The sequence below is a fragment of the Streptomyces sp. NPDC047108 genome (genome assembly GCF_040643575.1).
GTDB lineage: Bacteria > Actinomycetota > Actinomycetes > Streptomycetales > Streptomycetaceae > Streptomyces.
The window spans coordinates 154,570-180,705 of the sequence record NZ_JBEYUP010000008.1; the positions used below are offsets into that span (position 1 = coordinate 154,570).

At 72.2% G+C, this 26,136-nt stretch carries 29 protein-coding genes; 11 read left to right on the top strand and 18 right to left on the bottom strand.

The features are described 5' to 3' along the window. Nucleotides 1-40: 40 nt before the first annotated feature. A complete protein-coding gene (locus tag ABZ822_RS18550) occupies nt 41-328 on the top strand; it encodes a hypothetical protein (RefSeq protein ID WP_360854604.1) in 288 nt (95 codons plus the stop codon). 401 nt (nt 329-729) lie between these two features. Here the strand turns inward: ABZ822_RS18550 and ABZ822_RS18555 are convergent, their stop codons facing one another. Then, nucleotides 730-993: a hypothetical protein gene (locus ABZ822_RS18555; protein ID WP_360854607.1), complete on the bottom strand. Its 264-nt coding sequence runs from the start codon at nt 991-993 to the stop codon at nt 730-732. Between the two features lie 245 nt (nt 994-1,238). Continuing rightward, nucleotides 1,239-1,496: a WhiB family transcriptional regulator gene (locus ABZ822_RS18560; protein ID WP_360854610.1), complete on the bottom strand. Its 258-nt coding sequence runs from the start codon at nt 1,494-1,496 to the stop codon at nt 1,239-1,241. Between the two features lie 114 nt (nt 1,497-1,610). Between ABZ822_RS18560 and fxsA the strand changes: the two genes are divergently transcribed. Continuing rightward, nucleotides 1,611-2,216: an FxsA family membrane protein gene (gene fxsA / locus ABZ822_RS18565; RefSeq protein ID WP_360854613.1), complete on the top strand. Its 606-nt coding sequence runs from the start codon at nt 1,611-1,613 to the stop codon at nt 2,214-2,216. Nucleotides 2,217-2,438: 222 nt separating this feature from the next. Here fxsA and ABZ822_RS18570 read toward each other — a convergent pair whose 3' ends face one another. Next, entirely contained in the window at nt 2,439-4,844 is a 2,406-nt protein-coding gene (locus tag ABZ822_RS18570) for an excinuclease ABC subunit UvrA (protein WP_360854616.1), read from the bottom strand. A gap of 346 nt (nt 4,845-5,190) precedes the next feature. On the opposite strand from ABZ822_RS18570, the gene ABZ822_RS18575 reads away from it, so the two are divergent. Both ABZ822_RS18575 and ABZ822_RS18580 read left to right on the top strand, forming a co-directional pair. Further along, on the top strand, nt 5,191-5,565 hold the full coding sequence (locus ABZ822_RS18575; RefSeq protein ID WP_360855089.1) for a helix-turn-helix transcriptional regulator: 375 nt from the start codon (nt 5,191-5,193) through the stop codon (nt 5,563-5,565). A gap of 10 nt (nt 5,566-5,575) precedes the next feature. Then, nucleotides 5,576-5,992: a VOC family protein gene (locus ABZ822_RS18580; protein ID WP_360854619.1), complete on the top strand. Its 417-nt coding sequence runs from the start codon at nt 5,576-5,578 to the stop codon at nt 5,990-5,992. 235 nt (nt 5,993-6,227) lie between these two features. Here ABZ822_RS18580 and ABZ822_RS18585 read toward each other — a convergent pair whose 3' ends face one another. The 4 genes from ABZ822_RS18585 to ABZ822_RS18600 form a co-directional block, all read right to left on the bottom strand. Further along, the gene (locus tag ABZ822_RS18585) at nt 6,228-6,602 is read right to left on the bottom strand and encodes an RNA polymerase-binding protein RbpA (RefSeq protein WP_055472566.1); all 375 of its coding nucleotides are present in this window, start codon (nt 6,600-6,602) and stop codon (nt 6,228-6,230) included. A 266-nt stretch (nt 6,603-6,868) separates the two neighbouring features. Then, nucleotides 6,869-8,260: an MFS transporter gene (locus tag ABZ822_RS18590; protein WP_360854622.1), complete on the bottom strand. Its 1,392-nt coding sequence runs from the start codon at nt 8,258-8,260 to the stop codon at nt 6,869-6,871. Between the two features lie 29 nt (nt 8,261-8,289). Continuing rightward, on the bottom strand, nt 8,290-9,051 hold the full coding sequence (locus tag ABZ822_RS18595; protein ID WP_360854625.1) for a glycerophosphodiester phosphodiesterase: 762 nt from the start codon (nt 9,049-9,051) through the stop codon (nt 8,290-8,292). Continuing rightward, a complete protein-coding gene (locus ABZ822_RS18600) occupies nt 9,048-9,650 on the bottom strand; it encodes a hypothetical protein (RefSeq protein ID WP_360855091.1) in 603 nt (200 codons plus the stop codon). Before ABZ822_RS18600 ends, ABZ822_RS18595 begins: the two co-directional genes overlap by 4 nt. A 286-nt stretch (nt 9,651-9,936) precedes the next feature. Here ABZ822_RS18600 and ABZ822_RS18605 point away from each other — a divergent pair, with 286 nt between their 5' ends. Next, nucleotides 9,937-11,439 (top strand): PLP-dependent aminotransferase family protein, encoded by a 1,503-nt coding sequence (locus tag ABZ822_RS18605; protein WP_360854628.1) that lies wholly within the window; start codon nt 9,937-9,939, stop codon nt 11,437-11,439. A gap of 101 nt (nt 11,440-11,540) precedes the next feature. Here the strand turns inward: ABZ822_RS18605 and glpK are convergent, their stop codons facing one another. The 4 genes from glpK to ABZ822_RS18625 form a co-directional block, all read right to left on the bottom strand. Further along, nucleotides 11,541-13,058 carry a glycerol kinase GlpK gene (glpK, locus tag ABZ822_RS18610; RefSeq protein ID WP_360854631.1) on the bottom strand — a complete coding sequence of 506 codons (1,518 nt, stop codon included), beginning with the start codon at nt 13,056-13,058 and terminating at the stop codon, nt 11,541-11,543. Between the two features lie 57 nt (nt 13,059-13,115). Continuing rightward, complete coding sequence (locus ABZ822_RS18615; protein ID WP_360854634.1) at nt 13,116-13,979, bottom strand: MIP/aquaporin family protein; 864 nt, start codon at nt 13,977-13,979, stop codon at nt 13,116-13,118. 54 nt (nt 13,980-14,033) lie between these two features. Next, on the bottom strand, nt 14,034-15,638 hold the full coding sequence (locus ABZ822_RS18620; protein WP_360854637.1) for a hypothetical protein: 1,605 nt from the start codon (nt 15,636-15,638) through the stop codon (nt 14,034-14,036). Nucleotides 15,639-15,745: 107 nt separating this feature from the next. Further along, nucleotides 15,746-15,940 carry a hypothetical protein gene (locus ABZ822_RS18625; RefSeq protein WP_360854640.1) on the bottom strand — a complete coding sequence of 65 codons (195 nt, stop codon included), beginning with the start codon at nt 15,938-15,940 and terminating at the stop codon, nt 15,746-15,748. 262 nt (nt 15,941-16,202) lie between these two features. Between ABZ822_RS18625 and ABZ822_RS18630 the strand changes: the two genes are divergently transcribed. Continuing rightward, nucleotides 16,203-16,619, top strand: a complete 417-nt coding sequence (locus ABZ822_RS18630) for an ankyrin repeat domain-containing protein (protein ID WP_360854643.1) — start codon at nt 16,203-16,205, stop codon at nt 16,617-16,619. Between the two features lie 85 nt (nt 16,620-16,704). Here the strand turns inward: ABZ822_RS18630 and ABZ822_RS18635 are convergent, their stop codons facing one another. Then, nucleotides 16,705-16,917, bottom strand: coding sequence for a hypothetical protein (locus ABZ822_RS18635; protein WP_360854646.1), 213 nt, complete (start codon nt 16,915-16,917; stop codon nt 16,705-16,707). A 303-nt stretch (nt 16,918-17,220) separates the two neighbouring features. On the opposite strand from ABZ822_RS18635, the gene ABZ822_RS18640 reads away from it, so the two are divergent. Together ABZ822_RS18640 and ABZ822_RS18645 are read left to right on the top strand one after the other, a co-directional pair. Continuing rightward, nucleotides 17,221-17,661 carry an SPW repeat protein gene (locus tag ABZ822_RS18640; protein WP_360854649.1) on the top strand — a complete coding sequence of 147 codons (441 nt, stop codon included), beginning with the start codon at nt 17,221-17,223 and terminating at the stop codon, nt 17,659-17,661. 220 nt (nt 17,662-17,881) lie between these two features. Continuing rightward, complete coding sequence (locus tag ABZ822_RS18645) at nt 17,882-18,289, top strand: VOC family protein (protein ID WP_360854652.1); 408 nt, start codon at nt 17,882-17,884, stop codon at nt 18,287-18,289. 170 nt (nt 18,290-18,459) lie between these two features. Here ABZ822_RS18645 and ABZ822_RS18650 read toward each other — a convergent pair whose 3' ends face one another. Further along, entirely contained in the window at nt 18,460-19,176 is a 717-nt protein-coding gene (locus ABZ822_RS18650; RefSeq protein WP_360854655.1) for a helix-turn-helix transcriptional regulator, read from the bottom strand. Between the two features lie 690 nt (nt 19,177-19,866). On the opposite strand from ABZ822_RS18650, the gene ABZ822_RS18655 reads away from it, so the two are divergent. Further along, complete coding sequence (locus ABZ822_RS18655; RefSeq protein WP_360854658.1) at nt 19,867-20,640, top strand: M23 family metallopeptidase; 774 nt, start codon at nt 19,867-19,869, stop codon at nt 20,638-20,640. Nucleotides 20,641-20,804: 164 nt separating this feature from the next. Here the strand turns inward: ABZ822_RS18655 and ABZ822_RS18660 are convergent, their stop codons facing one another. From ABZ822_RS18660 to ABZ822_RS18675, 4 genes are all read right to left on the bottom strand, one after another. Then, the gene (locus ABZ822_RS18660; protein WP_360854661.1) at nt 20,805-21,230 is read right to left on the bottom strand and encodes an OsmC family protein; all 426 of its coding nucleotides are present in this window, start codon (nt 21,228-21,230) and stop codon (nt 20,805-20,807) included. Nucleotides 21,231-21,331: 101 nt separating this feature from the next. Then, nucleotides 21,332-21,469: a hypothetical protein gene (locus ABZ822_RS18665; protein ID WP_360854664.1), complete on the bottom strand. Its 138-nt coding sequence runs from the start codon at nt 21,467-21,469 to the stop codon at nt 21,332-21,334. Nucleotides 21,470-21,657: 188 nt separating this feature from the next. Beyond that, entirely contained in the window at nt 21,658-22,101 is a 444-nt protein-coding gene (locus ABZ822_RS18670; RefSeq protein WP_360854667.1) for a hypothetical protein, read from the bottom strand. A gap of 61 nt (nt 22,102-22,162) precedes the next feature. Continuing rightward, on the bottom strand, nt 22,163-22,672 hold the full coding sequence (locus ABZ822_RS18675) for a nuclear transport factor 2 family protein (protein ID WP_360854670.1): 510 nt from the start codon (nt 22,670-22,672) through the stop codon (nt 22,163-22,165). Nucleotides 22,673-22,881: 209 nt separating this feature from the next. Here ABZ822_RS18675 and ABZ822_RS18680 point away from each other — a divergent pair, with 209 nt between their 5' ends. Next, nucleotides 22,882-23,916 carry a rod shape-determining protein gene (locus tag ABZ822_RS18680; protein ID WP_360854673.1) on the top strand — a complete coding sequence of 345 codons (1,035 nt, stop codon included), beginning with the start codon at nt 22,882-22,884 and terminating at the stop codon, nt 23,914-23,916. Nucleotides 23,917-24,040: 124 nt separating this feature from the next. Next, nucleotides 24,041-25,255: a D-alanyl-D-alanine carboxypeptidase gene (locus ABZ822_RS18685; protein WP_360854676.1), complete on the top strand. Its 1,215-nt coding sequence runs from the start codon at nt 24,041-24,043 to the stop codon at nt 25,253-25,255. Nucleotides 25,256-25,349: 94 nt separating this feature from the next. Here ABZ822_RS18685 and ABZ822_RS18690 read toward each other — a convergent pair whose 3' ends face one another. After that, complete coding sequence (locus ABZ822_RS18690; protein ID WP_360854679.1) at nt 25,350-25,898, bottom strand: ferritin-like domain-containing protein; 549 nt, start codon at nt 25,896-25,898, stop codon at nt 25,350-25,352. Nucleotides 25,899-26,136: the final 238 nt, after the last annotated feature.

The window sequence follows — 26,136 nt, forward strand, 5'->3', positions numbered from 1 at the left end:
CCTCCGGCCGGGGCCCAGGCCCGACCTCCAGGCGGTTCTCATGAGCCTTGCAGTCTTCCTCCTCGCACTCGGCACCGTGTGCCGGATCACGCGGTTCCTCACGAAGGACACCCTCGCGGCGGGACTTCGTACCTGGATCGCCGACCGGTTCGGGGACGACTCAGGCCCCGCCAACCTGATCACCTGCGGCTGGTGCACCAGCATCTGGGTCTCCACCGCAGTCGCCCCGGCAGCGCTGCTCGTCGGTCACACGGCGGGCTTCCAGGCCGTGGCGATGGTCCTCACCCTGTCCTACCTCGCGGGAGTGGCCTCCACCTGGGTCGACTGATCGGAGGCCCTCCCGTACCACCTCAACCAGTGAAGGAGTTCCGCGATGGGATGCAACTGCGGAGGGCGAGCGCGCCCGTCGGCGACCCCGGTGCCGTCAGCGGCACCGGCGACACCCGCTGCCCCCGCGGCGCCGGTGCCATCCGCGCCGCCGGGGAGGTCGACCACGTACCGGCTCACGCTTCCGAACGGTGTCATACGCGACTTCGTGACCCTGAAGGAAGCGGACGCCGCCAACAAGCGGGCCGGGGGGAGCGGCAGCATCACCGTCCTCCAGGGGCGCACACACCCCTAGCCGCGCGAGCGGCGTACCGGCCGCACCACACAGCCGCCCGGGAAGCTCAGGCTTCCCGGGCGGTTCCATGCCGTCCTCGCCGTGACTCCCGGTGGGGACGGCCGGTGTCAGTCGGTGGGCTCGACCGGCGGCGGGCTCTCCTCGTCGCCGTCCTCGGTTCTCCCAGTGTCACGACGGCCCGTGCCCGCCTCGTCGGTGTCGGGCAGCTCGTGCTCGTTCTCCGCGAGCTCCGCCTCGGCCTCCTCCTTGTTGCGGTCGAGGTCCTCCGCGTACCACTGCTCGGGCGTCCTGGCACCGCCCGCCTGCTGGTCCGGCATGTCACGGGGGACCTGGTCGGAGTCGCCGGCGCCTTCCTCTGGACGTTCGCTCATGCCTCCATCCTCACTCGCTCGCGGAGATCGTGCCGGGCAGCCGGTGCGCCCGGCCGCCGGATCCGTCGGGTACCCGCTGATCGCCGGGGTATGACCCGGCAGGAGGACAGTTCTCCGCAAGAGCGAGCCGCCGGGTCGATGGCCAACCGGCATACGCGCGGGGGCAGTTCACCGGCCCGGCCCTCGTACGGGCGACACCGCCCCTGGCGGGTGGGGGCACCACGGCCTCCGTGCCGGCCCGGGGGTCAGCTCCGCGCCCGCGCGGCGCGGCGAGCTGTACGACGGCGCAGGGCGCGCCGCTCCATCTCGTCCATTCCGCCCCACACTCCGGAGTCCTGGTTGTTCTCCAGAGCCCATTCCAGGCATTCCTGCTGTACCGGACAGCTGTTGCAGACCGCCTTCGCCTGTTCCGCCTGATGGGTGGCGGCGGGGCCTGTGGTGCCGATGGGGAAGAAGAGTTCGGGGTCCTCGTCACGGCAAGCGGCGCTCTGGCGCCAGTTCATGAGATCCACTCCTTCCGCGCCCGGGTTCGGGCGCTCCGTGATGCCGTACGGGTCATGGGCGTGATCCGCAGGCCCGCGTACCCGAGAGAAGCGGGTCAATGCACACTGGAAGGCATGACGACCGGCTCGCCGCCCCAGCAACCCCCGACCCGCCCCCGGCGCTCCCGCGCCCGCACCCTCGTCCCCCTGGCCATCGCCGCCTGGCTGGTTCTGGAGATCTGGCTGCTGACCGTGGTGGCGGACGCCGTCGGCGCCCTCACCGTCCTCCTGCTGCTCCTCGGCGGAGCCGTGCTCGGCGGATACGTGATCAAGCGCGCGGGCCGCCGGGCCTGGCGCCGGCTGGCGGAGAACGTCCAGGCGGCGCAGGCGGCCGCGGCGGAGGGCCGGCCGATCGACGAGGGGCAGGAAAACGGTGACAACGCCGGGCACACCCTCCCCATGCTGGGCGGGCTCCTGCTGATGATGCCGGGATTCGTGTCCGACGCGGTCGGGCTGCTGTGCATCTTCCCGCCGACGCGAGCGGTGCTGCGGCGGGGGCTGGAACGGGCGCTGAGCCGCCGTGTCGCGGTGCCGCGACCGGGGACTTTCGGCCATGCCTACCAGCAGGCGCGGATGCACCGGCCGGACGGAAAGGTCGTCCCGGGGGAGGTCGTGCGCGAGGACCGGCCGGGCGGCGACCCCCCGTCCGACGACGACCAGCGCCCTCCGCTGACGCGCTAGTGCTGTGACCGGGAAGGTTCACCGGCTCGCGACGCCCGGCACGGCACCTCGCTGCGTTGTCGGAGTCATCCGAGTACGCCCAGTACGAGGATGATCCTCCGCCTTGCGATGCACCGCACCGGACGCCGCGAGCTTCCTGGCAAACCTTCCCGGTCACAGCACTAGACCCCCGCCGCACTCGCCGCCGGGGGAGTCCGGCGGCGAGCGCGGCCCGTGGTCCGGTCAGGCGCCGACGTACGCGGCGAGGTGTTCGCCGGTGAGCGTGGACCGGGCGGCGACGAGGTCGGCGGGCGTGCCCTCGAAGACGACCGTGCCGCCGTCGTGGCCGGCCCCGGGGCCGAGGTCGATGATCCAGTCGGCGTGCGCCATGACCGCCTGGTGGTGCTCGATCACGATGACCGACTTCCCGGAGTCGACAAGCCGGTCGAGCAGCCCGAGGAGCTGCTCGACGTCGGCGAGATGCAGACCGGCGGTCGGCTCGTCGAGAACGTAGACGCCGCCCTTCTCGGCCATGTGCGTGGCCAGCTTGAGCCGCTGCCGCTCGCCCCCGGACAGCGTGGTGAGCGGCTGGCCGAGGCGCAGGTAGCCGAGCCCGACGTCGGCGAGCCGCTCGAGGATGCGGTGCGCGGCGGGCGTGCGGGCCTCGCCGTCCCCGAAGAACTCCTCGGCCTGGGCCACCGACATTGCCAGCACCTCGCTGATGTCCCGGCCGCCGAGGTGGTGGTCGAGCACCGACGCCTCGAACCGCTTCCCCTCGCAGTCCTCACAGGTGGTGGCGACACCGGCCATCATCGCCAGGTCGGTGTAGATGACCCCGACGCCCTTGCAGGTGGGGCAGGCGCCCTCGGAGTTGGCGCTGAACAGCGCCGGCTTCACGCCGTTGGCCTTGGCGAACGCCTTGCGGATCGGGTCGAGCAGCCCGGTGTACGTCGCCGGGTTGCTCCGTCGCGAGCCACGGATCGGGCTCTGGTCGACCGCCACCACCCCAGCGTCGGCGGCCCCTGAACCCTTCACCAGCGACCCGTGGACGAGCGAGCTCTTGCCGGAGCCCGCGACGCCCGTGACGACGGCGAGCACGCCGAGCGGGACGTCGACGTCGACGTCCCGCAGGTTGTGCGTCGACGCGCCGCGGATGGGAACGGTGCCGGCGGGCGTCCGTACGGCCTTCTTGAGCGAGGCACGGTCGTCGAAGTGGCGGCCGGTGATGGTGCCGCCGGTCCGCAGCCCCTCGACGGTGCCCTCGAAGCAGACGGTGCCGCCCTCCGTGCCGGCGCCCGGGCCGAGGTCGACGATGTGGTCGGCGATCGCGATCGTCTCCGGCTTGTGCTCGACGACGAGCACGGTGTTGCCCTTGTCCCGCAGCCGCAGCAGCAGATCGTTCATCCGCTGGATGTCATGGGGGTGCAGGCCCGCGGTGGGCTCGTCGAAGACGTACGTGGTGTCGGTGAGCGAGGAGCCGAGGTGCCGGATCATCTTGACGCGCTGCGCCTCGCCGCCCGACAGCGTGCCCGCGGGCCGGTCGAGCGCGAGGTACCCGAGGCCGATCTCCACGAACGACTCCAGTGTCTGCCCGAGCGAGGTGAGCAGCGGCGCCACCGACGGTTCGTCGAGGCCGCGGACCCATGCGGCCAGGTCGCTGATCTGCATCCCGCAGGCGTCGGCGATGCTGATCCCCTGGTACTTCGACGTCCGCGCCCCCTCGCTGAGCCGGGTGCCGTCGCAGTCGGGGCAGGTGGCGAAGGTGACCGCCCGCTCCACGAACGCCCGGATGTGCGGCTGCATCGCTTCCTTGTCCTTGGACAGGAACGACTTCTGGATCTTGGGGATCAGGCCCTCGTAGGTGAGGTTGACGCCGTTGACCTTGACCTTCGTCGGCTCGCGGTAGAGGAAGTCGTGCATCTCCTTCTTGGTGAACCTGCGGATCGGCTTGTTCGGGTCGAGGAAGCCCGACTCCGCGTAGATCCCCACGGTCCAGACGTTGTCGGACTTCCAGCCGGGGATGGTGAACGCGCCCTCGGCGATCGACTTGGTGTCGTCGTAGAGCTGGGTGAGATCGATGTCGGAGACGGCGCCCCGGCCTTCGCAGCGCGTGCACATGCCGCCGGTGCGGTTGAAGGTGGCCTTCTCGGCCTTGGTCCTGGCGCCGCGCTCGACGGTGATCGCCCCGCTCGCCCGGACCGAGGCCACGTTGAAGGAGTACGCGCTCGGCGGGCCGATGTGCGGCTTCCCGAGCCTGCTGAAGAGGATCCGCAGCATCGCGTTGGCGTCGGTCGCGGTGCCGACCGTGGAGCGGGGGTCGCCGCCCATCCGCTGCTGGTCGACGATGATCGCCGTCGTGAGCCCTTCGAGGACGTCGACCTCGGGGCGCGCGAGCGTCGGCATGAAGCCCTGCAGGAAGGCGCTGTAGGTCTCGTTGATCAGCCGCTGCGACTCGGCGGCGATGGTGTTGAACACCAGCGAGCTCTTGCCCGAGCCGGAGACGCCGGTGAACACCGTCAGCCGGCGCTTCGGGATCGCGATGCTGACGTCCTTGAGGTTGTTCTCGCGCGCGCCGTGCACACGGATCAGTTCGTGGCTGTCGGCTGCGTGCCGTGCGGACGACCGCGCATCCCTCGTGGCCTTGCTCATCGTGTCTCCATCTGTAGGGCGCGCCTGCCTCGTGGCCGTGAACCGGCGTCGCGTGGCTCGATCCGAGATGCTTCGAACAGTACGTCCGGTTCTCCTTCTCCGGCGCGAATCGGCCCGACCGGGGCCGCACAGGGCGGAAGAACCGTTTGCCTGGGCGGTCAGGCTAGGCAGAGCCCGGGGACCGGCGCTTCTCGAATCCTGATCGGTCCCGGCACCCTCCGGTACGGCGCCCCCGGGCCCAGCAACGCCGTAACGGCATCTCGGGCCGCGGCCGCTGTGGGAAAATCGTCGGGTGAGACGGCAGGATCTCGACGACCTCATCCGGCTGCGGCGAGCCCGCGACCGGATGGACCGCGACTACGCGGAGCCGCTCGACGTCCCGGCCCTCGCCCGTGGCGCCCTGATGTCACCGGGCCACTTCTCCCGCAGCTTCCGCGCCGCCTTCGGCGAGACCCCGTACAGCTACCTGATGACCCGCCGCATCGAACGCGCCAAGGCGCTGCTGCGGCGCGGAGACCTGTCGGTGACGGAGGTCTGCTTCGCGGTCGGCTGTACGTCCCTCGGGTCGTTCAGTTCGCGCTTCACTCAGCTGGTCGGCGAGAGCCCGAGCGCCTACCGGGCCCGGAGCCATGATCACGGATCCGCCGTCCCGGCATGCATCGCCAAGATCCATACGCGACCGGTCAGGAACGGAGAAGCGAGCCCCACCCCGCGGCCGTAGCGTGAACGGCATGGACATCACGCTTTCTCAATGCTTCCTCGCCGTCGACGACCACGACAAGGCGATCGCGTTCTACCGCGACGTCCTCGGCCTCGAGGTCCGTAACGACGTCGGGTTCGAGGGGATGCGCTGGGTGACGGTCGGGGCGCCCTCGCAGCCGGATGTGAACATCGTCCTGGAACCGCCCGTCGCCGACCCGAGCGCCTCACCGGCCGACCGGCAGGCCATGGCGGAGCTGATGGCCAAGGGGCTGCTGCGCGGCGTGATCTTCTCGACGCAGGACTGCGACGCGACCTTCGAGCGCATCAACGCCGCGGGCGGTGACGTGCTGCAGGAGCCGATGGACCAGCCCTACGGCGTCCGCGACTGCGCGTTCCGTGACCCCGCGGGGAATCTGCTGCGCTTCACCCAGCCCCTCGCCAAGTGAGCCGCCGGGTTCCGCGGGGGTGAGTCGTCAGGCCCCACCCCGGGGGTCCGGGCCACCGCCCCGCATCCCCGGGGCCCTCGGCCGGTCCGGGCGGTGGCGGGCGAAGCTCGCCACCGCGCTGCGCACCGCCCCGTCCGCATACGCGACGAGGCCGCGGGCTGCGGCGGACACCATCGGTGTCGCCCCAGCCCGCGGCCTCGCTCTGTGCTCTTGTGCGGTCCGCGCCGCGGGTGCGCTAGGCGGACTTGCGGTTGTCGCGCGGATGCACGGCAATGTTCATGGCGCCGGAGCGCAGGACCGCCAGCCTCTCGGCCAGCACCTCCTCGAGCTCCTCACGCGTCCGTCGCTCCATGAGCATGTCCCAATGCGTACGCGCGGGCTTGCCCTTCTTCTCCTCAGGGCCCTCGCCATCAACCAGGAGTGCCTGGGCGCCGCAGGCCCTGCACTCCCACTCCGGCGGAATTTCCGCCTCTACCGAGAACGGCATCTCGAATCGATGGCCGTTCGGGCATGCGTACTCCACCGCCTGGCGCGGGGCCAGATCGATGCCACGGTCCGTCTCGTAGCTGGTAACCACGAGGCGCGTGCCGCGGAGAGCTCGCTCACTCATGAATCGTGCCTCCCGGGCTTGTCGCCCACAGGACAGGTGTCGCTGTCGTCGTCATCCGGTCAACGTCCGGTCGGCGGTGAAGATTCCCGTTCCGGGACATGCGTCGCCCGTCGTGCCGCCCCTTGTTGTACCCACCAGCGCCCGGTTTGTCACATCTGGCAGCAGATGTCACCCAACGCTTCCGCTTCTTCAGCGTGCAGTAACGGTCCATCCGGTGAGCCAAGGGCGTACACTACCGTCCTTCGGCCCCGGACCCTAAATCGTGCCTAGATCCGGTCCGGTACGGGATTGCCCGCCGCGGCCACCGCGCGCCGCACCGGAACCCGTGTGAGCAGGGCGAATCCCACCGCGAAGAACAGTACGAGCGAGATGATCGCATCCCGGTAGCTGCCGGTGAGCTGGTAGGTCAGTCCGAAGAGCAGCGGCCCGAGCCAGCTCGTCCCGCGATCGCTCAGCTCGTAGGCCGAGAAGTACTCCGCCTCCTTGCCACGCGGCACGAGATGCGAGAAGAGCGACCGCGACAGCGCCTGGCTCCCGCCGAGCACCATGCCGATCGCCGCCGCCAGGACGAAGAACCACGCCGGTTCGCCCGCCGGCAGGAAGTATCCGGTGCCGATCGTCAGCGTCCAGGCCGCGAGCGAGCCGAGAATGGTGCGCTTCGCGCCGTAGAGGCGGGCCAGCCGGCCCATTCCGAGCGCGCCCGCCACCGCCAGCACCTGCACCAGCAGGATCGCGGTGATCAGCGTCGTCTGACCGAGGCGGAGCTCCTCCGAGCCGTAGACCGACGCCTGTGAAATGACCGTCTGCACACCGTCGTTGTAGACGAGATACGCGAGCAGGAACATCAGCGTCAGCGGATAGCGGCGCATGTCCCGCAGCGTGGCCCGGAGTTGCCGCCAGCCCCCGCCCAGCGAGGCGCTCTCGCCGCCCGTGCGCACCACGGCCCGGTCCCGCAGCCGGCGCAGCGGAACGATCGCGAACGCGCCCCACCACAGCCCCGCCGTCGCCAGGCAGATCCGGACCGCCGTCCCCTCCGACACTCCGAAGCTCTCGTGTCCCGAGTACAGGACGAGGTCGGCGATCAGCACCAGCGCGCCGGCCGCGTAACCCAGCGCCCAGCCGCGCGAGGAGACCGCGTCCCGCTCGTCCGGTTCGGCGATCTGCGGGAGATACGCGTTGTAGAGCACCATCGAGACCGACAGCGAGGCGTTCGCCACGATCAGCAGCACGCCGCCCAGCAGATAGCGGTCCCCGTCGAGGAAGAACATCCCCGTCGTGGCCCCCGCACCCAGATAGGCGAAGATCGCCAGCAGCGGCTTCTTGCGGCCCGTACGGTCGGCGATCGCGCCTGCCAGGGGCATCGCCAGCACCGCCAGGAGGATCGACGCCGACACCGCGTAGGCGAAGAACGAGCCCGCGCGGACCGGCAGTCCGAGCGGGTGCACATAGCCGTCCGCGTCCGCCGCGGCCCGCGCGACCGCCGTCAGGTAGGGGCCGATGAAGACCGTGACCACGCTCGTCGAGTAGACCGAGACCGCCCAGTCGTAGACGTACCAGCCGCGCTGCTCGCGCCGGCGCTCGGCGGCGGGTCTGCCCGCCTCCTCGCCGCTGATGGTGTCGGTCCCCATGCGGTCCCCTCGTCCTCCCCGTGGCCGCACAGCTTCGGTCCGGGTGCGGGGGAGGAGGGTCAGGCCCAGAGCCCGCGATCGGTCAGTACGGTGCGCAGCGTGTCGATCCGATCGGTCATGATGCCATCCACGCCGAGGTCGAGGAGCGCCTCCATCCGCGAGGCGTCGTTGACCGTCCACACGTGCACCTTGAGGCCCCGAGCGTGCGCGGCGCGCAGGAAGGCCCGGTCCACCACGCGGACGCGCCCCTGGCGCTCGGGCACCTGCATCGCGACGCCGGTCCGCCGCAGCGGGACCGGGAGCCCGTACGAGCGCAGCCGCAGGGCGGCCACACCACGGGAACCGTACGAGGTGGCCAGCCGCGGGCCGGCCAGCCGGAGCGTGCGGACCACACGCGCCTCCGAGAACGAGCCGACGCACACCCGGTCCCACGCGCCCGTCCGCCGCACCAGCTCCGTCAGCGGCGCCACCGCCGCCTCCGCCTTGACGTCGACGTTCCAGCGGGCGGTGGGGAACGTCTCCAGCAGCTCCTCGAAGAGCGGCACCGGCTCGGACCCGGCCACCCGCGCCTGCCGCACCTCCGACCACGGCAGATCCGCGATCCGCCCCGTCGCGTCGGTGACCCGGTCCAGGGTCGTGTCGTGGAACGCCACGAGCGTGCCGTCGGCCGTGGCGTGGACGTCCGTCTCCAGATAGCGGTAGCCGGCGTCGGTCGCGCGCCGGAACGCGGTCGTCGTGTTCTCCAGGCCGTCCGCCGCCCCGCCGCGGTGGGCGAAGGGGATCGGGGCCGGGTGGTCGAGGAAGGGGTGCGGTGCGGTCACCGCCGCAGTATCGCGCCCCGCCTCCGGCCGCTGCGAGCCACCACCGGCGACGGCGGGTCCTCGGGCAGCGGAATCGTGAACACCCGCAGGAAGATCTGCGCGAGCGGGCCGATGCACAGGGCGTACGCCACCGTGCCGACGCCCACCGAGCCGCCCAGCAGGAAGCCGGAGGTGAGCACGGTGACCTCGATGCCGGTGCGGACCAGGCGGACGGAGCGGCCCGTACGCCGGTGCAGGCCGGTCATCAGGCCGTCGCGCGGACCGGGCCCGAACCGCGCCGAGATGTAGAACCCGGTCGCGACGCCGTTCAGCACGATGGCGGCCACGAGCAGCGGGATGCGGACGGCGAGCGCCTGCGGATCGGGGACCAGCGCCATCGTGGCGTCCATCGCGGCGCCGACGACGACCACGTTGGACACCGTGCCGAGGCCGGGGCGCTGGCGCAGCGGGACCCACAGCAGCAGGACGAGCGCGCCGACGATGATCGACACCACGCCGATCGACAGTCCGGTGCGCTCCGAGATCCCCTGGTGGAGCACGTCCCACGGGCCGAGCCCCAACGCCGCCTCCACCTGCAGCGCCGCGCTCGCTCCGTACAGCGCGAGACCGGCGTAGAGCTGGACGAGGCGCCGGGGTACGCGCCGCGCCCGCCACCCTCCGCGCGGCCTGACCTCTTCCGGCGACGCGCCGCCTTCGGGCGGCCGGTTCTGTGCCGACAACGGTCCCTCCCCTGGATGTCTCACGGTGCCCTGCGCTGCGCCCCGCGGTGCGGATGTCTCACGGTGCCTTGCGGAGCCCTGTGGTGAAAGTGGCCTGACCCATGTCACTCTGGGGCACGGGAGTGGACTGCTTCCATGGCCAATTACGGGAAGGTGGACCGAAGCGATGGGTGACTGGACCTCGGCGGTGGGTGCCGCGCAGCTCGCCCGGCTGCTCCGCTCCCAGACCCTGACAGCGCGGGAGACGGCAGCGGGCCGCCGGCCGCCCGCGTACCGCGCGCTCGCCGACGGCGTACGCCTGCTCGTGCTCGAAGGCCGGGTTCCCGTGGCGGCCCGCCTGCCCGCAGAGCGCGAGCTGGCCGGCGCGCTGTCCCTCAGCCGTACGACGGTGGCGTCCGCGTACGAGGCGCTGCGCGGCGAGGGATTCCTCGAGTCGCGCCGGGGAGCGGGCAGTTGGACCGCAGTCCCGGCAGGCAGCCCGCTGCCGACCCGCGGACTCGACCCCCTTCCGCCCGAGGCGGCCGAGTCGATGATCGACCTCGGGTGCGCGGCCCTGCCCGCCCCCGAGCCGTGGCTCGGCCGGGCCTTCCAGGGCGCCCTCGAAACCCTCCCGCCGTACGCCCGCACCCACGGCGACTACCCGGCCGGACTCCCCGACCTCCGCCAGGCCCTGGCCGACCGCTACACCGCACGCGGCATCCCGACGATGCCCGAACAGATCATGGTGACCACCGGCGCGATGGGCGCCGTCGCCGCCATCTGCCATCTCTTCGCGGGCCGCGGCGAGCGGGTGGCCGTGGAGGCACCGTCGTACGCCAATGTGCTGCAGCTCATGCGGGACGCCGGGGCCCGGCTCGTCCCGGTCGCCATGGCCGACGGCCTCGCGGGGTGGGACATCCCGGCCTGGCGGCAGGTGCTGCGGGACGCGGCGCCGCGCATGGCGTACGTGATGCCGGACTTCCACAACCCCACCGGGGCGCTGGCGAGCGAGGAGCAGCGGAGGGAGCTGGTCGCCGCGGCCCGCGCGGCCGGCACGGTCCTGGTCGCCGACGAGACCATGTCCGAGCTGCGCCTGGACCCGGAGACCCGGCTGCCGCGCCCCGTCTCGGCGTTCGACCCCGCCGGGAGCACCGTCGTGACCGTCGGCTCGGCGAGCAAGGCGTTCTGGGCGGGCTTGCGGATCGGCTGGGTCCGTGCCGCGCCCGATGTCATCCGCAGCCTCGTCGCCGCCCGCGCCTACGCCGACCTCGGCTCGCCCGTCCTCGAACAGCTCGCCGTGACCTGGCTGTTGGGGGACGGCGGCTGGGACGCGGCCGGTGACATCCGCCGCGAGCAGGCACGCGCGAACCGGGACGACCTCGTGGCCGCCCTCCGCCGCCATGTGCCCGGCTGGGAGTTCACCGTGCCCAGCGGCGGCCTCACGCTCTGGGCCCGCACCGGCGGGCTGTCCGGCTCGCGGATCGCGGAGGCGGGGGAGCGGCTCGGCGTCCGGGTGCCGTCCGGGCCGCGGTTCGGCGTCGACGGGGCCTTCGAGGGGTACGTCCGGCTGCCGTTCACCGTCGGCGGCGCTCTGGCGGAGACGGCGGCCGGCCGGCTCGCCGCCGCGGTGCACCTGGTGGAGACCGGTGCGCCCGCCGCCGCGGACACGCCTCGCAGCCTGGTGGCCTGACGCCCGCCGTCCGGCCTGCATGAACAACGGCCGCCGGTCGCACGGGCGTTGGGCCCGGGCGACCGGCGGCGGTCGCGACGTCTACGCCAGATGACGGGGCGTCATTTCACCGTCACCCAGTCGAGGCTGCGATCGATGGCGCGCTTCCAGCCCTCGTAGCCCTCGGCGCGCTGCTCCTCGCTCCACTCCGGTTCCCAGCGCTTCGACTCCTGCCAGTGCGACCGCAGTTCCTCCTGGGTCTGCCAGAAGCCGGTGGCGAGCCCGGCCGCGTAGGCGGCGCCGAGCGCGGTGGTCTCCGCGACGACCGGCCGGCTGACCGGCACGCCGAGGACGTTCGCCTGGATCTGCATGCACAGGTCGTTGGCCGTCACACCGCCGTCCACCTTGAGGACGTCGAGGTGTACTCCGGAGTCCCGCTCCATGGCGTCGGCCACGTCGCGGCTCTGGTAGCAGATGGCCTCCAGCGTGGCCCGGGCGATGTGGCCGCCGGTGTTGTAGCGGGTGAGTCCGACGATGGCGCCGCGCGCGTCGGACCGCCAGTACGGCGCGAAGAGGCCGGAGAACGCCGGGACGAAGTAGACACCGCCGTTGTCCTCCACCGACCGCGCCAGGCTCTCGCTCTCCGCCGCGTTGCCGATGATCTTCAACTGGTCGCGGAGCCACTGAACGGCCGCGCCGGTGACGGCCATCGAGCCCTCCAGCGCGTAGACGGCCGGGCTGCCGTCGAACTGGTAGGCCACGGTGGTCAGCAGCCCGGACTGCGAACGGACCGGCTCCGTACCGGTGTTGAGCAGCAGGAAGTTGCCGGTGCCGTAGGTGTTCTTCGCCTCGCCCGGCGTGAAGCAGACCTGGCCGACCGTCGCGGCCTGCTGGTCGCCCAGCACTCCGGCGATGGGGATGGCGGTGCGCAGCGGCCGGGAGGAACGCGTCCGGCCGAACGCCTCGGCGTGCGCCGAGGGGTTGATGCGCGGCAGCATGGCACGCGGGACACCGAAGAAGCCCAGGAGTTCGTCGTCCCAGTCGAGGGTCTCCAGGTTCATCAGCATCGTCCGGCTGGCGTTGGTCACGTCGGTGGCGTGGATGCCGCCGTCGGGCCCGCCGGTGAGATTCCACAGCACCCAGCAGTCGGTGGTGCCGAAGAGGGCGTTGCCGGACTCCGCGGCCTCGCGCAGACCGTCGACGTTCTCCAGCATCCACTTGATCTTGCCACCGGAGAAGTACGTGGCCGGGGGCAGACCCGCCTTGTTCCGGATGACGTCGCCCTTGCCCTCGCGCTCCAGGGCCGCCGCGATCGAGTCCGTCCGCGTGTCCTGCCACACGATGGCGTTGTGGTACGGGCGGCCCGTCCGCGGGTCCCAGATGACGGTGGTCTCACGCTGGTTGGTGATGCCGATCGCGACCAGGTCGGAGGCCTGCAGACCGCCGTTCCGCAGCGCGTTCTGGATCACCGTGTTGGTGCGCTCCCAGATCTCCACCGGGTCGTGCTCCACCCATCCCGCGCGCGGCAGGATCTGACGGTGCTCCAGCTGATCCCTCGCCACCTCGTTGCCCGAGTGATCGAAGATCATGAAACGGGTACTGGTGGTTCCCTGGTCCACCGCACCGACGAACTCTGGCATCGCTGCCGCCTCTCGTAAGGTCGTACGGGATTTCCTGGGCCCTGCCGGGCAGTCGGGTCAGACCTGCTCGCCCTCGGGCGAGGGGACCCGGCCCGGCTCCTGCGGCGGGGGCACGGTCAGGAAGCGGCCGATGACGAACTTGTAGAACGCGGCACCGATCAGACCGCCGATCAGCGGAGCGACGATCGGCACCCAGAAGTACAGATTTCCGTATTGATCCCGCCAGGCATCGTGATAGCCGGTGATGAAACTCGCCAGCCTCGGGCCGAAGTCACGGGCGGGGTTGATCGCGTAGCCGGCGTCCGTACCCCAGGCCATACCGATCGCCACCACGACGAGACCGATGATGAAGGGGGCGAGGTTGGCGCCGGGCGGGGTGTTGAGGAGGTCGGTCACCGCGAAGACCAGCATCACCAGGATCGCGGTACCGATGATCTGGTCCCGGAACGCGCCCCACTCGCTCACCGGCAGCCCTCCGTTGCCGGGAAGCGTGGAGAAGACGATCTGGGTCTTGAGCGTGTGCCCCGGGTCGGCGCCTGCCAGCACCTCGGTGTAGTTCCAGCGCACGAGCAGGGCGGCGACGAACGCGCCGGCCGTCTGCGCGAGGGCGTAGGGCGCCACCTTGCTCCACGGGAAGCCCTTGAACGCCGCCAGGGAGAGGGTGACCGCCGGGTTGATGTGCGCGCCACTGAGCCGCGCCGCGACATAGATGCCCAGCGTGACACCGAGGCCCCACGCCCAGGCGATGCTGTCGTGGTCGCCGAGGCCGCCCGGAGGATCCGTCAGCGCACCGCCCGCCACCACCTGCGCGACCACGCCGCAACCGAAAAGGATCAGGACCATGGTCCCGGCGAACTCGGCGCAGAGTTCCCCGACCAGTGCCGATCTCTTGGACTTAGCCTGTCCGGTGTTCTCAGCCATTGAATTCCCGCCTTCTCGGGGTGTGGAGGACGGCCGTGAAGGCCTGCATCCGGCTCATCGTGTGCTCCGGGGGCCCGCGTCCGCGCGCTGGGTGGGTCCATTCGGGGGGCAGGCGTCCACCCCGGCATCCGCCCGGCGGGCCGCGGGAGGAACGGTGTCGGGACGGTCCGGGAGAAGCTCCAGCACCGCGCGGCGGTTCGCCTCGTCGGCGTTGTCGTCGTACGGGTCCGGGGTGTCGGGCACCTGGAGACGGTGGACGGGGCCGGAACCCAGACGCGCGTAACCGCGACCGGGCGGCATGCCGGGGACCGGTGTGGTGTGCGGCGGAGCGCCCAGCGCGGCGCGCACCTGCCCGGGATCCGCCGACCCCAGGACCACGCGCGCCCGCGTGTGCGAGCGCACGGTCTCGGACAGCGCCTCCAGGTGGTCGAGTTGCTCACCGACGACGACGGTGACACCGGCCGCACGGCCGTGGCGCAACGGGACCTGCAGCAGCTCCTGCGGATCCCGGCGGCCCTCGGCGGACGCCAGGAGCGAGAGCGCGGCGGGCCGGTCCAGCAGGATCCACAGCGCGCGGCGCGTGTCGTCGGGTGCCGGAAGCCCGGCCTGGCGGGCGCGGTTGGCGGAGACCAGCCGGCGCTCGGTCTCGTTGGCGGCCCACTCCAGGCATGCCAGGACGCCACCGGGACCGCACTCCACGGCCAGGACGCCGGGCCGCCCGATCAGGCAGGCGTACTCGCCCGCGCCGCTGCCGTCCACGACCAGCACGTCGCCGTGGGGGAGGGCCTGCAGGGCGATGGAACGCAGCAGCGTGGTGACACCGGCTGCGTTGTGGCCGAGGGCGAGCAGGTGCGGCTCGGTGGAGCGCGGACCGGTCCGCCACACCACGGGCGGGGCGTCGCGCCGCTCCTCCGCGCCCGACACCGGGACGGTGCGCTGGACTTCGCCCTCGTCGGTGAAGCCCAGCACGGTCTCCCCGGGTGCCGTGACGAAGCGCTGGGCACAGATGTCGGTGGGCAGCGGCGGCAGCACGGTCAGGGACAGCTCGTTGGCCTCCTCGTCCCACGCGAACCGGTACTCGCGGTCCCGCCCGCACTTGGCGTACAGCAACTGCTCGATACGGGCGCGGGATTCGGGCTCGCCGTCCGTGAAGTAGGGCGGGTAGGCGAGCTGACAGCGTGTCAGTCGTCCGTCCTCGTCGAACTCGTAGGCGGACAGCGCCTGTTGCCACTCGGCGCCGTGGGCGTAGAGCGGGCTGGGGTCGTCGGAGGTGGAGAAGTACGGGACCAGGGCCTCGTAGATCACGCGCAGCCGCTGGAGTTCGGGCTCACCCGGGCCGGACGCGGCCGGGGTGCGGTCGTGGCCCGCCCAGGCCGCGGCGCCCATCAGCGCGACCAGCGCCACGATGGGCCCGTACGGCAGCAGGGCGACGGCCACGACACCGGCCACCACGGTCAGGGACGCGGTGCCGCGCCGCTCGCTCGGCGTCGCCGACCAGCGGCGCCGGCCCGCGGCGGCGAGCCGGCGCATCCCCCGCCCGATGACGATCAGGGGATGCAGGACGTCGGTGACGCTGTCCGCCGTCGTGCGCGCGAAGGAGCGTCCACGGGCGATCGGCGCGCTGGCGGTGAGGATGCGGGGCAGTGGACGCCGGGCCACGGTCGTTCTCCTGATGCCTGAGGAGGGGGCCTGCTACGGGCGTGCTGCGGCGCGGATGCGCGGCGGCGGAAGGGCGCGGGCTGAGGGTTCGGCCTGGAACGTGCGGCCTAGAACTTGATGCCGCCCAGGAGGCTGGCGAGACTCGCGCTGCCCGCCTTGATGCTGGGCGCGATGGCCGTGCCCGCGAGGAAGAAGCCGAAGAGCGCGCAGACGACGGCGTGCGAGGCCTTGAGCCCGTCCTTCCTGAGGAACAGGAAGACGATGATGGCGAGCAGGACGACGCCGGAGATGGACAGGATCATGCGGTTCTCCTGAGTGATGGGGGACGTTCTCCGTCACCATGAGTGGCTTGAGAATCGCAGCATGTATCCGGGACGGGAAAGGTGCAAACGGGCGATTTGTCATGGAAATGGCCCGGTTGGTCGATCGGTCCGACCCCCGTGCGGCCGTGGTACCGGGCGGAACCGATCATCGCCGCAGGTGGTCCCGTCCGGTGCGGGGACGCGGCAGTAGGCTGACGAATCACCCGGACGTGCACGTGGATTGCGGGAGGTGGATCGCCGGATGGGTGCTCCGGAGACCGGTGAAGGCAAGGACCGGATCGACCCCGAGGTCGTCGACCTGGCCACGAAGCTCTTCGGCCTGGCGCGGTCGGGCGACGCCGCCGCCCTGGCCGCCTACGTCGATGCCGGGGTCCCCGCGAACCTCACCAACGACAAGGGCGACTCGCTCGTCATGCTCGCCGCGTACCACGGTCACGCGCAGGTCGTGGAGGCACTGCTGAGCCGCGGCGCCGACCCGGACCGGACCAATGACCGCGGCCAGACGCCGCTGGCCGGGGCGGTCTTCAAGGGGGAGGACGAGGTGATCCACGCGCTGCTCGCGGCCGGGGCGGACCCGCGGTCCGGCACGCCCTCCGCCGTGGACACGGCTCGTATGTTCGGCAAGGACGAGCTGCTGAAGCGCTTCGGCGCGGAGTGACGCGCCGGGAGGGCGGGCGCCGTACGCGCGGCCGGACCGGGCCGTACGCGCTGCCCTCGGAGCCAGGACGGCTGTCCGGCGGGGGTCAGAAGAGCGGCATCTGGCCCGGGAAGGGCGGGGCGTCGAGGTCGATGAGCGGCGGCTGGCTGTCGCCGACCGGCGTGAGGCGCCGCGACCCCGGACACGAGATCAACTCCAGGACCGTCCGCCGGCCCGGAGGGTCGTGCCGGGCCAGCCGGCCCCCGACGACGGCGATCTGACGGCGGCAGACGGGGCAGGCGCGGCGCGGAGTAGACATGGGTTCAGTTTCCCCCATACGGCAGGGACGATGGCCGTGATCCCGCCCCGTACGCGCCTGTTGGGCACGGAACGCGCCCCCGCCCGGGACGGTTCCGAGCCGGTTCCGGAGGTGTCCGTACGGGCCGGTCGGCGGCGCGCTACCGGTCGGTTGTGATCCTCAGCCGGCCCCGTGCTGCGCAGGTTCGAAGTATTTGAAGCGGAATCTACCGATAAAGCACTCCAAAGAGCACAATGGAACTGCTTGCCCTTGACCGGGTACTGCGCGAATCAACGGTGTATGAACCGAAGGAGGCGAGCAGGAATGGCCGACCTCTCGCATCGCCCAGGTGACATCTCCACGCACCCGGACGTACACGAAATGCGGGACCGGTACGCACACATGCTCGAAGGGCGGAGCGCGCCCGCCATCGAGGGACTGGCGTTCCTCGCAGGCGTCTACTGCGCCATCTCCCCCTGGACGGTGCACTTCTCGAGTGCCCGCCCCGAGCTGACACTCAACAACCTCGTTCTCGGAATCGCCATCGCGCTGATGGCCGTCGGACTGGCCGCCGTGCCGGAGAGGATAGGAGGGCTCGGCTGGACTCTGGCCCCGCTGGGGGCTTGGCTGATCATTGCTCCCTGGGTGGTCACCCGCTTCCCCGACACGGGGATGATCTGGAACAACGTGGTCGTGGGCGCGGTCGTGTGCCTCCTCGGCCTGATCATCGCGGGCGCGGCCATGAGGGCCGGCCGCGAGACGTGACACTGCGGAGGGCATCCGGCCACCCCACCGGTGACCTCTCCGCCTCCCGAGCGGCAGCCGCGCCGGCGGCTGCCGCTCACATGCCCGCCGCCGTCGTCGGCGGTTCGGCTCCGGGGAGACCGCGCGCGGACGGTGGCCGGGGAAGGGGGCGGTCCGGCTGATCGCCGGGGGCGTCCGATTCGTACAAGACCGCTGCCCGACCGCTGCCTACGGTGGAGTCATGGCACCTCGATTCGACCTCATCGGCCTCGTCGTCTCCGACATGGCCGCATCGCTCGCCTTCTACCGCCGGCTCGGCCTCGACATCCCCAGCGACGCCGACAGCGAGCCGCACGTGGAGGCCGCACTGCCCGGCGGGCTGCGTATCGCCTGGGACACCGAGGACACCGTCCGCTCCTTCGACCCGTCGTGGACACCGCCGCGGGACAGCGGACGCGTCTCGCTGGCCTTCGCCTGCGACGGTCCCGCCGATGTCGACCGGACGTACGACGCCCTCGTGGAGGCGGGCCATGAGGGGCACCTCAAGCCCTGGGACGCGTTCTGGGGGATGCGTTACGCCGCCGTCCTCGATCCCGACGGCAACGGCGTCGACCTATTCGCCCCGCTGCCGGCTGCCCCGAACCCGTAACGGCCGCGTCCGCCGCTGGCCGCCGCGCGCGCGTGCGGGACACCGGCGCCCGGCCCGGCGGCGCGACACCCCTCACTCTGTCCCGTGACGCGGACGACCGCCCCCGGCGCGGTGCCGCGACGAACGCCCGTCCGGCGCCGGCCGGCGGTGCCGTCCCGCTCCGGAACGGCCTAGACCAGCAGTTCGCGCAGCGGCACTCCGGCCAGGGCCTTGACCTCACGGGCGAGGTGGGCCTGGTCCGCGTACCCCGTGTCCACCGCGACCTCGGCGAACGGCGTCCCGCTACGGGCCAGGTCCAGCGCGCGGTTCATCCGCAGCACCCGTGCGAGCGTCTTCGGCCCGTAGCCGAAGGCGGCCAGAGCGCGGCGGTGGAGCTGGCGCTCTCCGAGCCCGGCGCCCGCGGCCACCGCCGACACCGGCTCGCCCGCGCGCAGGCCCGCCACCACGACCGCGAGGCGCGGGTCGGGGCGCGGAGTCTCCGCCAGCCGGTCCACGGCGATCCTCTCCAGCGCGGCGGTACGGTCCGCCGCGTCCGCCACGCTTTCGGCCAGGCGCCGGACCTGCGCGCCCGGCCAGATGGCGCCCAGCGGGACCCGGAGATCGCGCAGCTCGTCCGCCGGCACGCCCAGGAAGTCGGGGCCGCGGCCCGGCGGGAAGCGCAGACCGGCGTAGTGCGCACCGGGGACGGCGGCGGGTACGTACCCGTGCGTATCGGGGCCCGCCACGATCAGCTCGCCGTCCAGCCAGATCAGGTCGGTGCAGCCGTCGGGCAGGACGCGGTGCGGCCCGTCGTCGGCCGTGCGCGTCCAGAGCACCGCTCCCGTCGGCCGGGAGTGCCACTCCTCGTACGAGCCGTCCGCGCCGCGTGTGTCGTCCGCGCCGTCCATCTCTCCAGCATCGCACCGCATCCGCGCGGAGCACCCGGCCCTGCGCCCTGCCCCGCGCGGCCCGCCCTCTCGCCCCGTCTCCTCCGACGCGCACCTGCTCACCCGATGGGGGGCGCCGGGGCGGTCTTTGCGCGGGGCCGTCGGTTGCGCTCGTCACCTGGGCCGTTGCGGCATTCGCGGGACACCTGATGCTCCGTTGGCGGGACGTCTCCCGCCGTCGCGGCGCGTGCGCTTGACGGGGTGTCGGGGTGGCATGGGGGCAGGCGCGGACGCCGCCCCGTCGCGGCGAGGCACCCCAGCAGCCGTGCCGGAGGAGGTCTCCATGCGTACCGCATCGCGTCCGCCGACCGCCGCCCAGGCCGTCGTTCCGGCCGGTCCGGACGCCACCGTCCGCCGCCGGATCGGCAACCCCGTCTGAGTCGCGAGCACATGGCCTCCGCAGTCGCCGGCCTCCGACCCCCGGACACGGACCCCAGCGGTCGTCCGGGGGCCGGAGGCCCGCGGCGTGCGAGGGGCGCCGCCGGGCCCGCCGCGGACCCGGCCACCCCGTCCCCGTACGGAAAGGACACCCCCGTGAGCCCCGTAGACATACGTCGCCGAAAATCTCCCGGCACCCGCCGCAGCACCGCACGTCGCGGCTACGTCCGCCGACTCCTCGTGTGCGGTGGTGTCGCGGGGACGCTCGGCCTCGTGCCCGCCGCCGGTACGGCGTGGGCGCGGAGCCAGGAGCCGCCCCCGGCGCACCAGTTGCTCGGCCCCGAGCGGCAGGCGCCGCCCGCGAACGCCCGCGTGACCGCCACGGACGCCTTCCCCGACAGCCCCTGGGTGCCGGAATCCCAGGCGGACGACTACGACCCCGTCCGCGACCTCTTCCCCGACGGGCTGCCCTACGTCGGCGGCTACGGCATGGAGGACGACTCCGGCCCCGAGGACCCCGCCGACGTCACCGGTGAGGAGACGGACGAGGAGGAGGGCGCGCAGGAGCAGGGCACCGAGGAGCAGGAGACCGAGGAGCAGGACGCGGAGCAGACCTCGGACGAACCGCTCGAAGGACCGCAGGGCGCCTGGACCAAGCCCATCACCTCCGGTGAGGTCTCCGCCGCGTACGGCATCCCGGGCGACTGGATCGCCGGGCACCACACGGGCGTGGACCTCGCTGTGCCGGTCGGTACCCCGGTCCGCTCCGTCGGGTCGGGTGTCGTGAAGCAGGCCGGCAGCGGAGGCGACTACGGGACGATGGTCCTGATGCGCATGGACGACGGGCGCTACACCCTCTTCGCCCACCTCTCGAAGGTGCTCGTCAAGCCCGGCAAGCGCGTGGCGACCGGAACCCTGATCGGCTACTCCGGCAACACCGGCCGGTCATCCGGCCCGCACCTGCACTTCGAGGTGCGCAAGACGGCCAAGTACGGCTCGGACATCGACCCCGTGTCGTACCTGGCGAGCAAGGGCGTCCGCCTCTGAGAGCGCGCAGGCGCGACGCCCCCGCACAGGCGCCGCCGGCCGGATCACCGGTCGGCGGCGCCTGTCGCGTCACGCGGATCTCCCCGTTCGTACGGGGCTTACGGGCCGGACCGTCGTACGGGGCTCACGGACCGTGCCGCCCCGGACCGGTCCGGCTCCGGGTGTCAGACCAGCTTCGCGGTAAGCGTGATGGTCGTGCCCGAAAGTGCCTGGCTCACCGGGCAGTTGGCCTTCGCGTCCTCGGCGGCGGAGGTGAACGCCGCCTCGTCGAGGCCCGGTACCTCACCCTGCACCGTGAGGTGGATGCCGGTGATGCCGGTGCCGGGCTGGAACGTGACCTCGGCCTGCGTCCGCAACTGCGTGGGGGGAGTGCCGGCCTTGGTGAGACCGTTCGACAGGGCCATCGAGAAGCAGGCGGAGTGGGCGCCCGCGATCAGTTCCTCGGGGCTGGTCTTCCCGTTCGGTTCCTCGGCGCGCGCGGGCCAGGAGACCGGGTGGTCGCCGATCCCCGAGGAGTCGAAGGAGACGGTGCCCTTGCCCTCCAGCAGATTGCCGTCCCAGACCGTGTGCGCGGTGCGCGTCGTGGCCACGATGAATCCCTCCTGTGGTGCGGGTGAATGTCACCCCGGCCGTGCGCGAGCACGGCCGACGGTTCCCGGCGCGCCGTACGCCACGGGCCGTACATCACCGCTCAGCGGTCGGGCCAGGCCGGCCGGCGCGTCAGGTTGATCCATTCGCGATCGTACTGCCCCGGCACAGCCTTGCCCGCGGCCGCCCAGCTCCGGGCCAGAGCCGCGTAGATCGGAGCGTCCGCGAGCAGGGGAACCATTTCACCATCCGACGGCCTGATCAGGGTCCTGCGCCGAGCCGTCACCCGTCGAAGCTGCATCGTTGTCACAGTCGACCAACGCCGTCCGGGCGGTCCGGTCACCTTCGGGGCTCCGCGCTCACCCGCACCGGCGCTCCCTCGTACACGTCATCGACCCAGCCGCCGGGCCGCGGTGGCACGGCGGCCGGTCATCTCGCGGGCGCGGATGAGTCCGTGCCGGGCGATGCCGGGTCCGCGCCTGCGACGCCGAACACCACACTCGCGCTGCGCGGCCCGTCCGTGCGTTTCCCGCCCGGCTTCAGGGTGGTGCCCGGGGATCCGCCGCAGCCGGGGGAAGGGTGGAGTTCGGCGCTGAGTTCGGTGTTGTTCCGGAAGGCGGTCGCCGAGCCGTCGCCGAGGGGATAGCAGATCCCCGCGCGGGGGGTGCCGATCGACTGGGTGAGGGCCTGGTCGCCGAAGTCGAAGGACAGCTGCTCGGCGGTGGGTGCCGGGGCGGGGTCGACGGGCTCGGGGGCCGACACGGCACCCGGGCCGCCGGGTTCGGCGTCCCCCAGGGCCTGCGCGGCGGTGAGCGCCACTGCGACGGCCCCGGCGGCAGCCGCGATCGACACACATCGGTGGATCACGCTCATATGCCATCTATGGGCGAGCGCGGGAGACCCCGCAACCGCTGGGGCGCGGCCCGACGGGGCGTCAGCGGGGGTGCGGTACGAGGTCTTCCGAGGCCCGGCGCCACTTCTCGTGCACCACGACTTCGTGCACCTTCCATCCTGCGTCCGTGCGGCGCAGACCGAAGGTGTACCGGCCGCCCGAGGTGAAGTTCGGCGCCATGAGGGCATGGCCCGCGTCCGCCCGCTCGCCGTCCGTACGAGCCGTGTCCAGACGCATCGGATTGATGTAGTCCGCCCGGACCTCGGCACTGTCCCCGGCCTCGCCGTCCACGCTGGAGATACGGACCTGCCGGTTGACGATCAGATGCTGCCGTACGGGGAAGAGGCGCATGGTCTCCTCCAGCCACGCCGAGACACCGGCGGCCGGCCCCTCGATCCCGCCCGACCCGCGGTAGTCGGCGCGGCCGTCCGGGGTGAAGAGCGCCCGGTAGGCCGGCCAGTCGCCGTCGTCGACAGCACGGGCGTATCCCGTGATCAGGTCGTCGATCGCCAGCCGGTCCAGGAGTCCCGTGAGCTGCGCGCGCTGCGTCATGGCTTCAGTGTCGGTCCGCGGCGGGTCCCGGCCAAGAGGCCGGCCAGACATCGCGTACCGATGTGAAACCCGGTGACGGCTGGACGGCGGATACGACGAGCGGATCGTCACACTCTTTCGAGGGAGGGCGGCGGGTGGTGCACGGGTGGGCACGGGCCGCGGACCGAGTCTGGAGCGACAACTCGTCGCCAGTGGCGAAAGGACCCCCCATGCCTCTGCCTCAGGCTCTCGGCACGACCCATCTGGCCGTCGACCTCGGCACCTCCTGCACCCGGATGCGCGGTCCCCGAGGGGCGTCGTTCCAGGGCGCCTCGATGCTGGCCGTGGACACGCGGGCCGGCAAGATCGTGGCCGTCGGCGACTCCGCCAAGCGGATGGCCGGCCGTACGCCCCCCGCCATCGAGACCGTCACCCCCATCCGCCGCGGAGTCATCACCGACTTCGACGCCGCGACCCGGCTGCTCTGGCACGCCATCGGACAGCAGAGGCGCGGCCGGCTGCGGTCCTGGCTGCCTCCGCGCGTCGTGGCGGGCGTCCCGGCACAGGCGACCGCGGTACAGCAGCGGGCCGTCGAGGAGGCGTTCGAGTTCGCCGGCGCGCGCTCGGTCCACCTGCTGCCGAAGGTGACACTGGCCGCCATCGGCGCCGGGGTTCCCGTGTGGGACGCGACGGGGACGATGGTCGTCGACATCGGCGGGGGCACGACCGAGGTCGCCGCCTTCGCCTTCGGCAACCTCGTCGCCGCCGAGTCCATCACCACGGCCGGCGACGCGTTCTGCGAAGCGCTCCGCAACTATCTCCACCAGGAGCACACCCTCGCCCTCGGCTTCGAGGCGGCCGAGGAGCTCAAGATCCGCCTCAGCCGTGCGGCCGCCACGGGCCGGACGACATGCGTGGACGTACGCGGGCGGGACCGCATCAACGACCTCCCCAAGACCGCGATCCTCTCGGCAGGGGACCTCCTGCGGATCGTCGCCCCGGAGGTCAGACGGATCGCCTCATCCGTGAGCGCCGTCATCGGTCGCTGCCCCGCGAGCGTCGCGGACGACATCGTCGGCCGCGGTCTGGTGCTGACCGGAGGCGGGGCGCTGCTCGGCGGACTGTGCGAGCACCTGAGCCGCACTGTGGGCATGTCCGTCCATCTCGTCGACTCGCCGCACACCTCGGTGCTGGACGGTGCCGTCCGCTGGGTCGCGGACTCCGCCACGCCCTCGGGGCTGGGGCCGCTCCTCGCCCCGATCTGATCCGTCCTCTCGTCGAGAACCGTCAGTTCTCTTACGGGACAAGAGAACTGACGGTGCGTCGGGTGATCCCCGGATGGAGCAGGAACACGCGGCACCCGCCGTCAACCCTTCCTACCGTGCGGATATGGACACGATGTCTGGACTGAACACGCGGGCCGGCGCGGCGGCGGTCGCCGCCGCGTGTCTGGTGGTCGCCGGTCCTGCGGCACCGGCTCATGCGGACGGCGAGGGACAGCACCACGCCGTGCCGGCCGCGGTCGGTGGCCCTCTGCTGAGCCGGTCCGGGATCCAGGTGCTGCCGGGCAAGGGCGCACCGGAAATCCCCTCGGAGCTCTCGTCCCTGTCGTGGATGGTCTCCGACGCCCGGACGGGGCAGGTGCTCGCCGCGAAGGACGCGCACCGCAGGCTCGCACCGGCCAGCACCCTCAAGACCCTCTTCGCGGTGACGGTGCTCCCGAACCTGCCGCAGACCGCGCTGCACAAGGTCACCCACGCCGACCTCGCCGGCCTCGGCGCGGGCAGCAGCCAGGTCGGCATCCAGCCCGGCAAGTCGTACCGGGTCTCCGATCTGTGGCGCGGGGTGTTCCTGCGCTCGGGTAACGACGCGGTGTCCGCCCTCGCCTCGATGAACGGGTCGATGACCGAGACGATCGCCCAAATGCGCGCCAAGGCAAAGGCGTTGGGCGCCTACGACACCCGCGTGGTCTCGGCCGACGGGTACGACGCCCCCGGTCAGGTCTCGTCCGCGTACGACCTGTCCCTCTTCGCCCTCGCGGGTCTCGCCAACCCCGACTTCGTCCGCTACAGCTCCACCGAGGTCGCCGAGTTCCCCGAGGGGCGCAAGGCGAACGGCACGGTGAAGCGCCACTTCCAGATCCAGAACACCAACCGCCTGCTGACCGGGGCGCCCGGCCTCGACCCGTACCGCGGGCTCATCGGCGTCAAGAACGGCTACACGAGCCACGCGGGCAACACCCTGGTCGTCGCGGCGAAGCGGGGCGGGCGGACGCTGGTCGCCACCGTCATGAATCCCCAGTCGGGCGTCCCGAACGCCGTGTACGAGGAGGCCCGTTCGCTGCTCGACTGGGGGTTCGCCTCCGCGGGGAGGGTCTCCGCCGTCGGCCGCCTGCAGAGTCCGCCCAGCGTGGCGGCTCCGCACGCGGTGCACCCACCCCGTGCGGAGGAGGCCGGCATGGCGAACGACGTGACCGCTCATGTGCCCGGCGGGGGCGGCGCGGTGTGGCTGGCCGGCGGGGCCGGGGTCGTGGCGCTGTGCGGGGGCGTGTTGCTGCTGCGGATGAGGCGCGGCCCGTTCCGCCCCTTCCGCCGGCGGATGTGAGGGACGGGGCGGGCCGACCGGTGGACGCCGGTCGCGCCGCCCCCGTCCGGTCGTGCGGCCCGCCCCGCGGGCCGCCGGACCCTGTGCCCCGGTGTCAGACGCCCGGCTTGTCGCGGGGGATCCGCTCCAGCAGCGCCCGCATGTCGTCGGCGTGCTCCTCCTCCTGCGCGAGGATGTCCTCGAAGATGCGCCGCGTGGTCGGGTCACCCGCACCGATCCACTGGGCGATCTCGGTGTACGCGGCGATCGCCACGCGCTCGGCCACCAGATCCTCCTTGATCATCTCGATGAGGTCGGGGCTGGAGTCGTACTCGGCGTGCGCGCGGGTCGTCAGCGTCTCGGGGTTGAAGTCCGGTTCGCCGCCGAGCTGGACGATGCGCTGGGCCAGCATGTCGGCGTGGTGCTCCTCCTCCTGGGCGTGCTCCAGGAACTCGGCCGCCACCGGCTCCGAGTACAGCCCTGTGGCCGTGTAGTAGTGGCGCTTGTAGCGCAGCGTGCAGACGATCTCGGTGGCCAGCGCCTCGTTGAGCACCTGGAGCACCCGGTCGATGTCGGCGCCGTACACATCCGTCACCGGGCCCTTGTCGATCTCGGTGCGGGCCCGCTCCCTGATGGTCTCGATGTCGGTGAGGAACTCTGCCATGTCGTAACCGCCTCTCTCGGGGCACGGCTCGCTGCCGTGGTCGCTGCGCGTAGCCCGTGTCCCCGGATCGGCCACTGATGTCACGGGTGTTCAGCCGACCGGCGGTACCGAGGGATCCCGCGGCGTGGAACCGGATCGCGGTGGTGATCGTCGGAAGCTGTGTCCGCCGGGTGGCGGGAGCGGCCCCGCCGGGGCGCGAGCGGGAGCACGACAGCGATGACAACGGGGGAACGGTCGG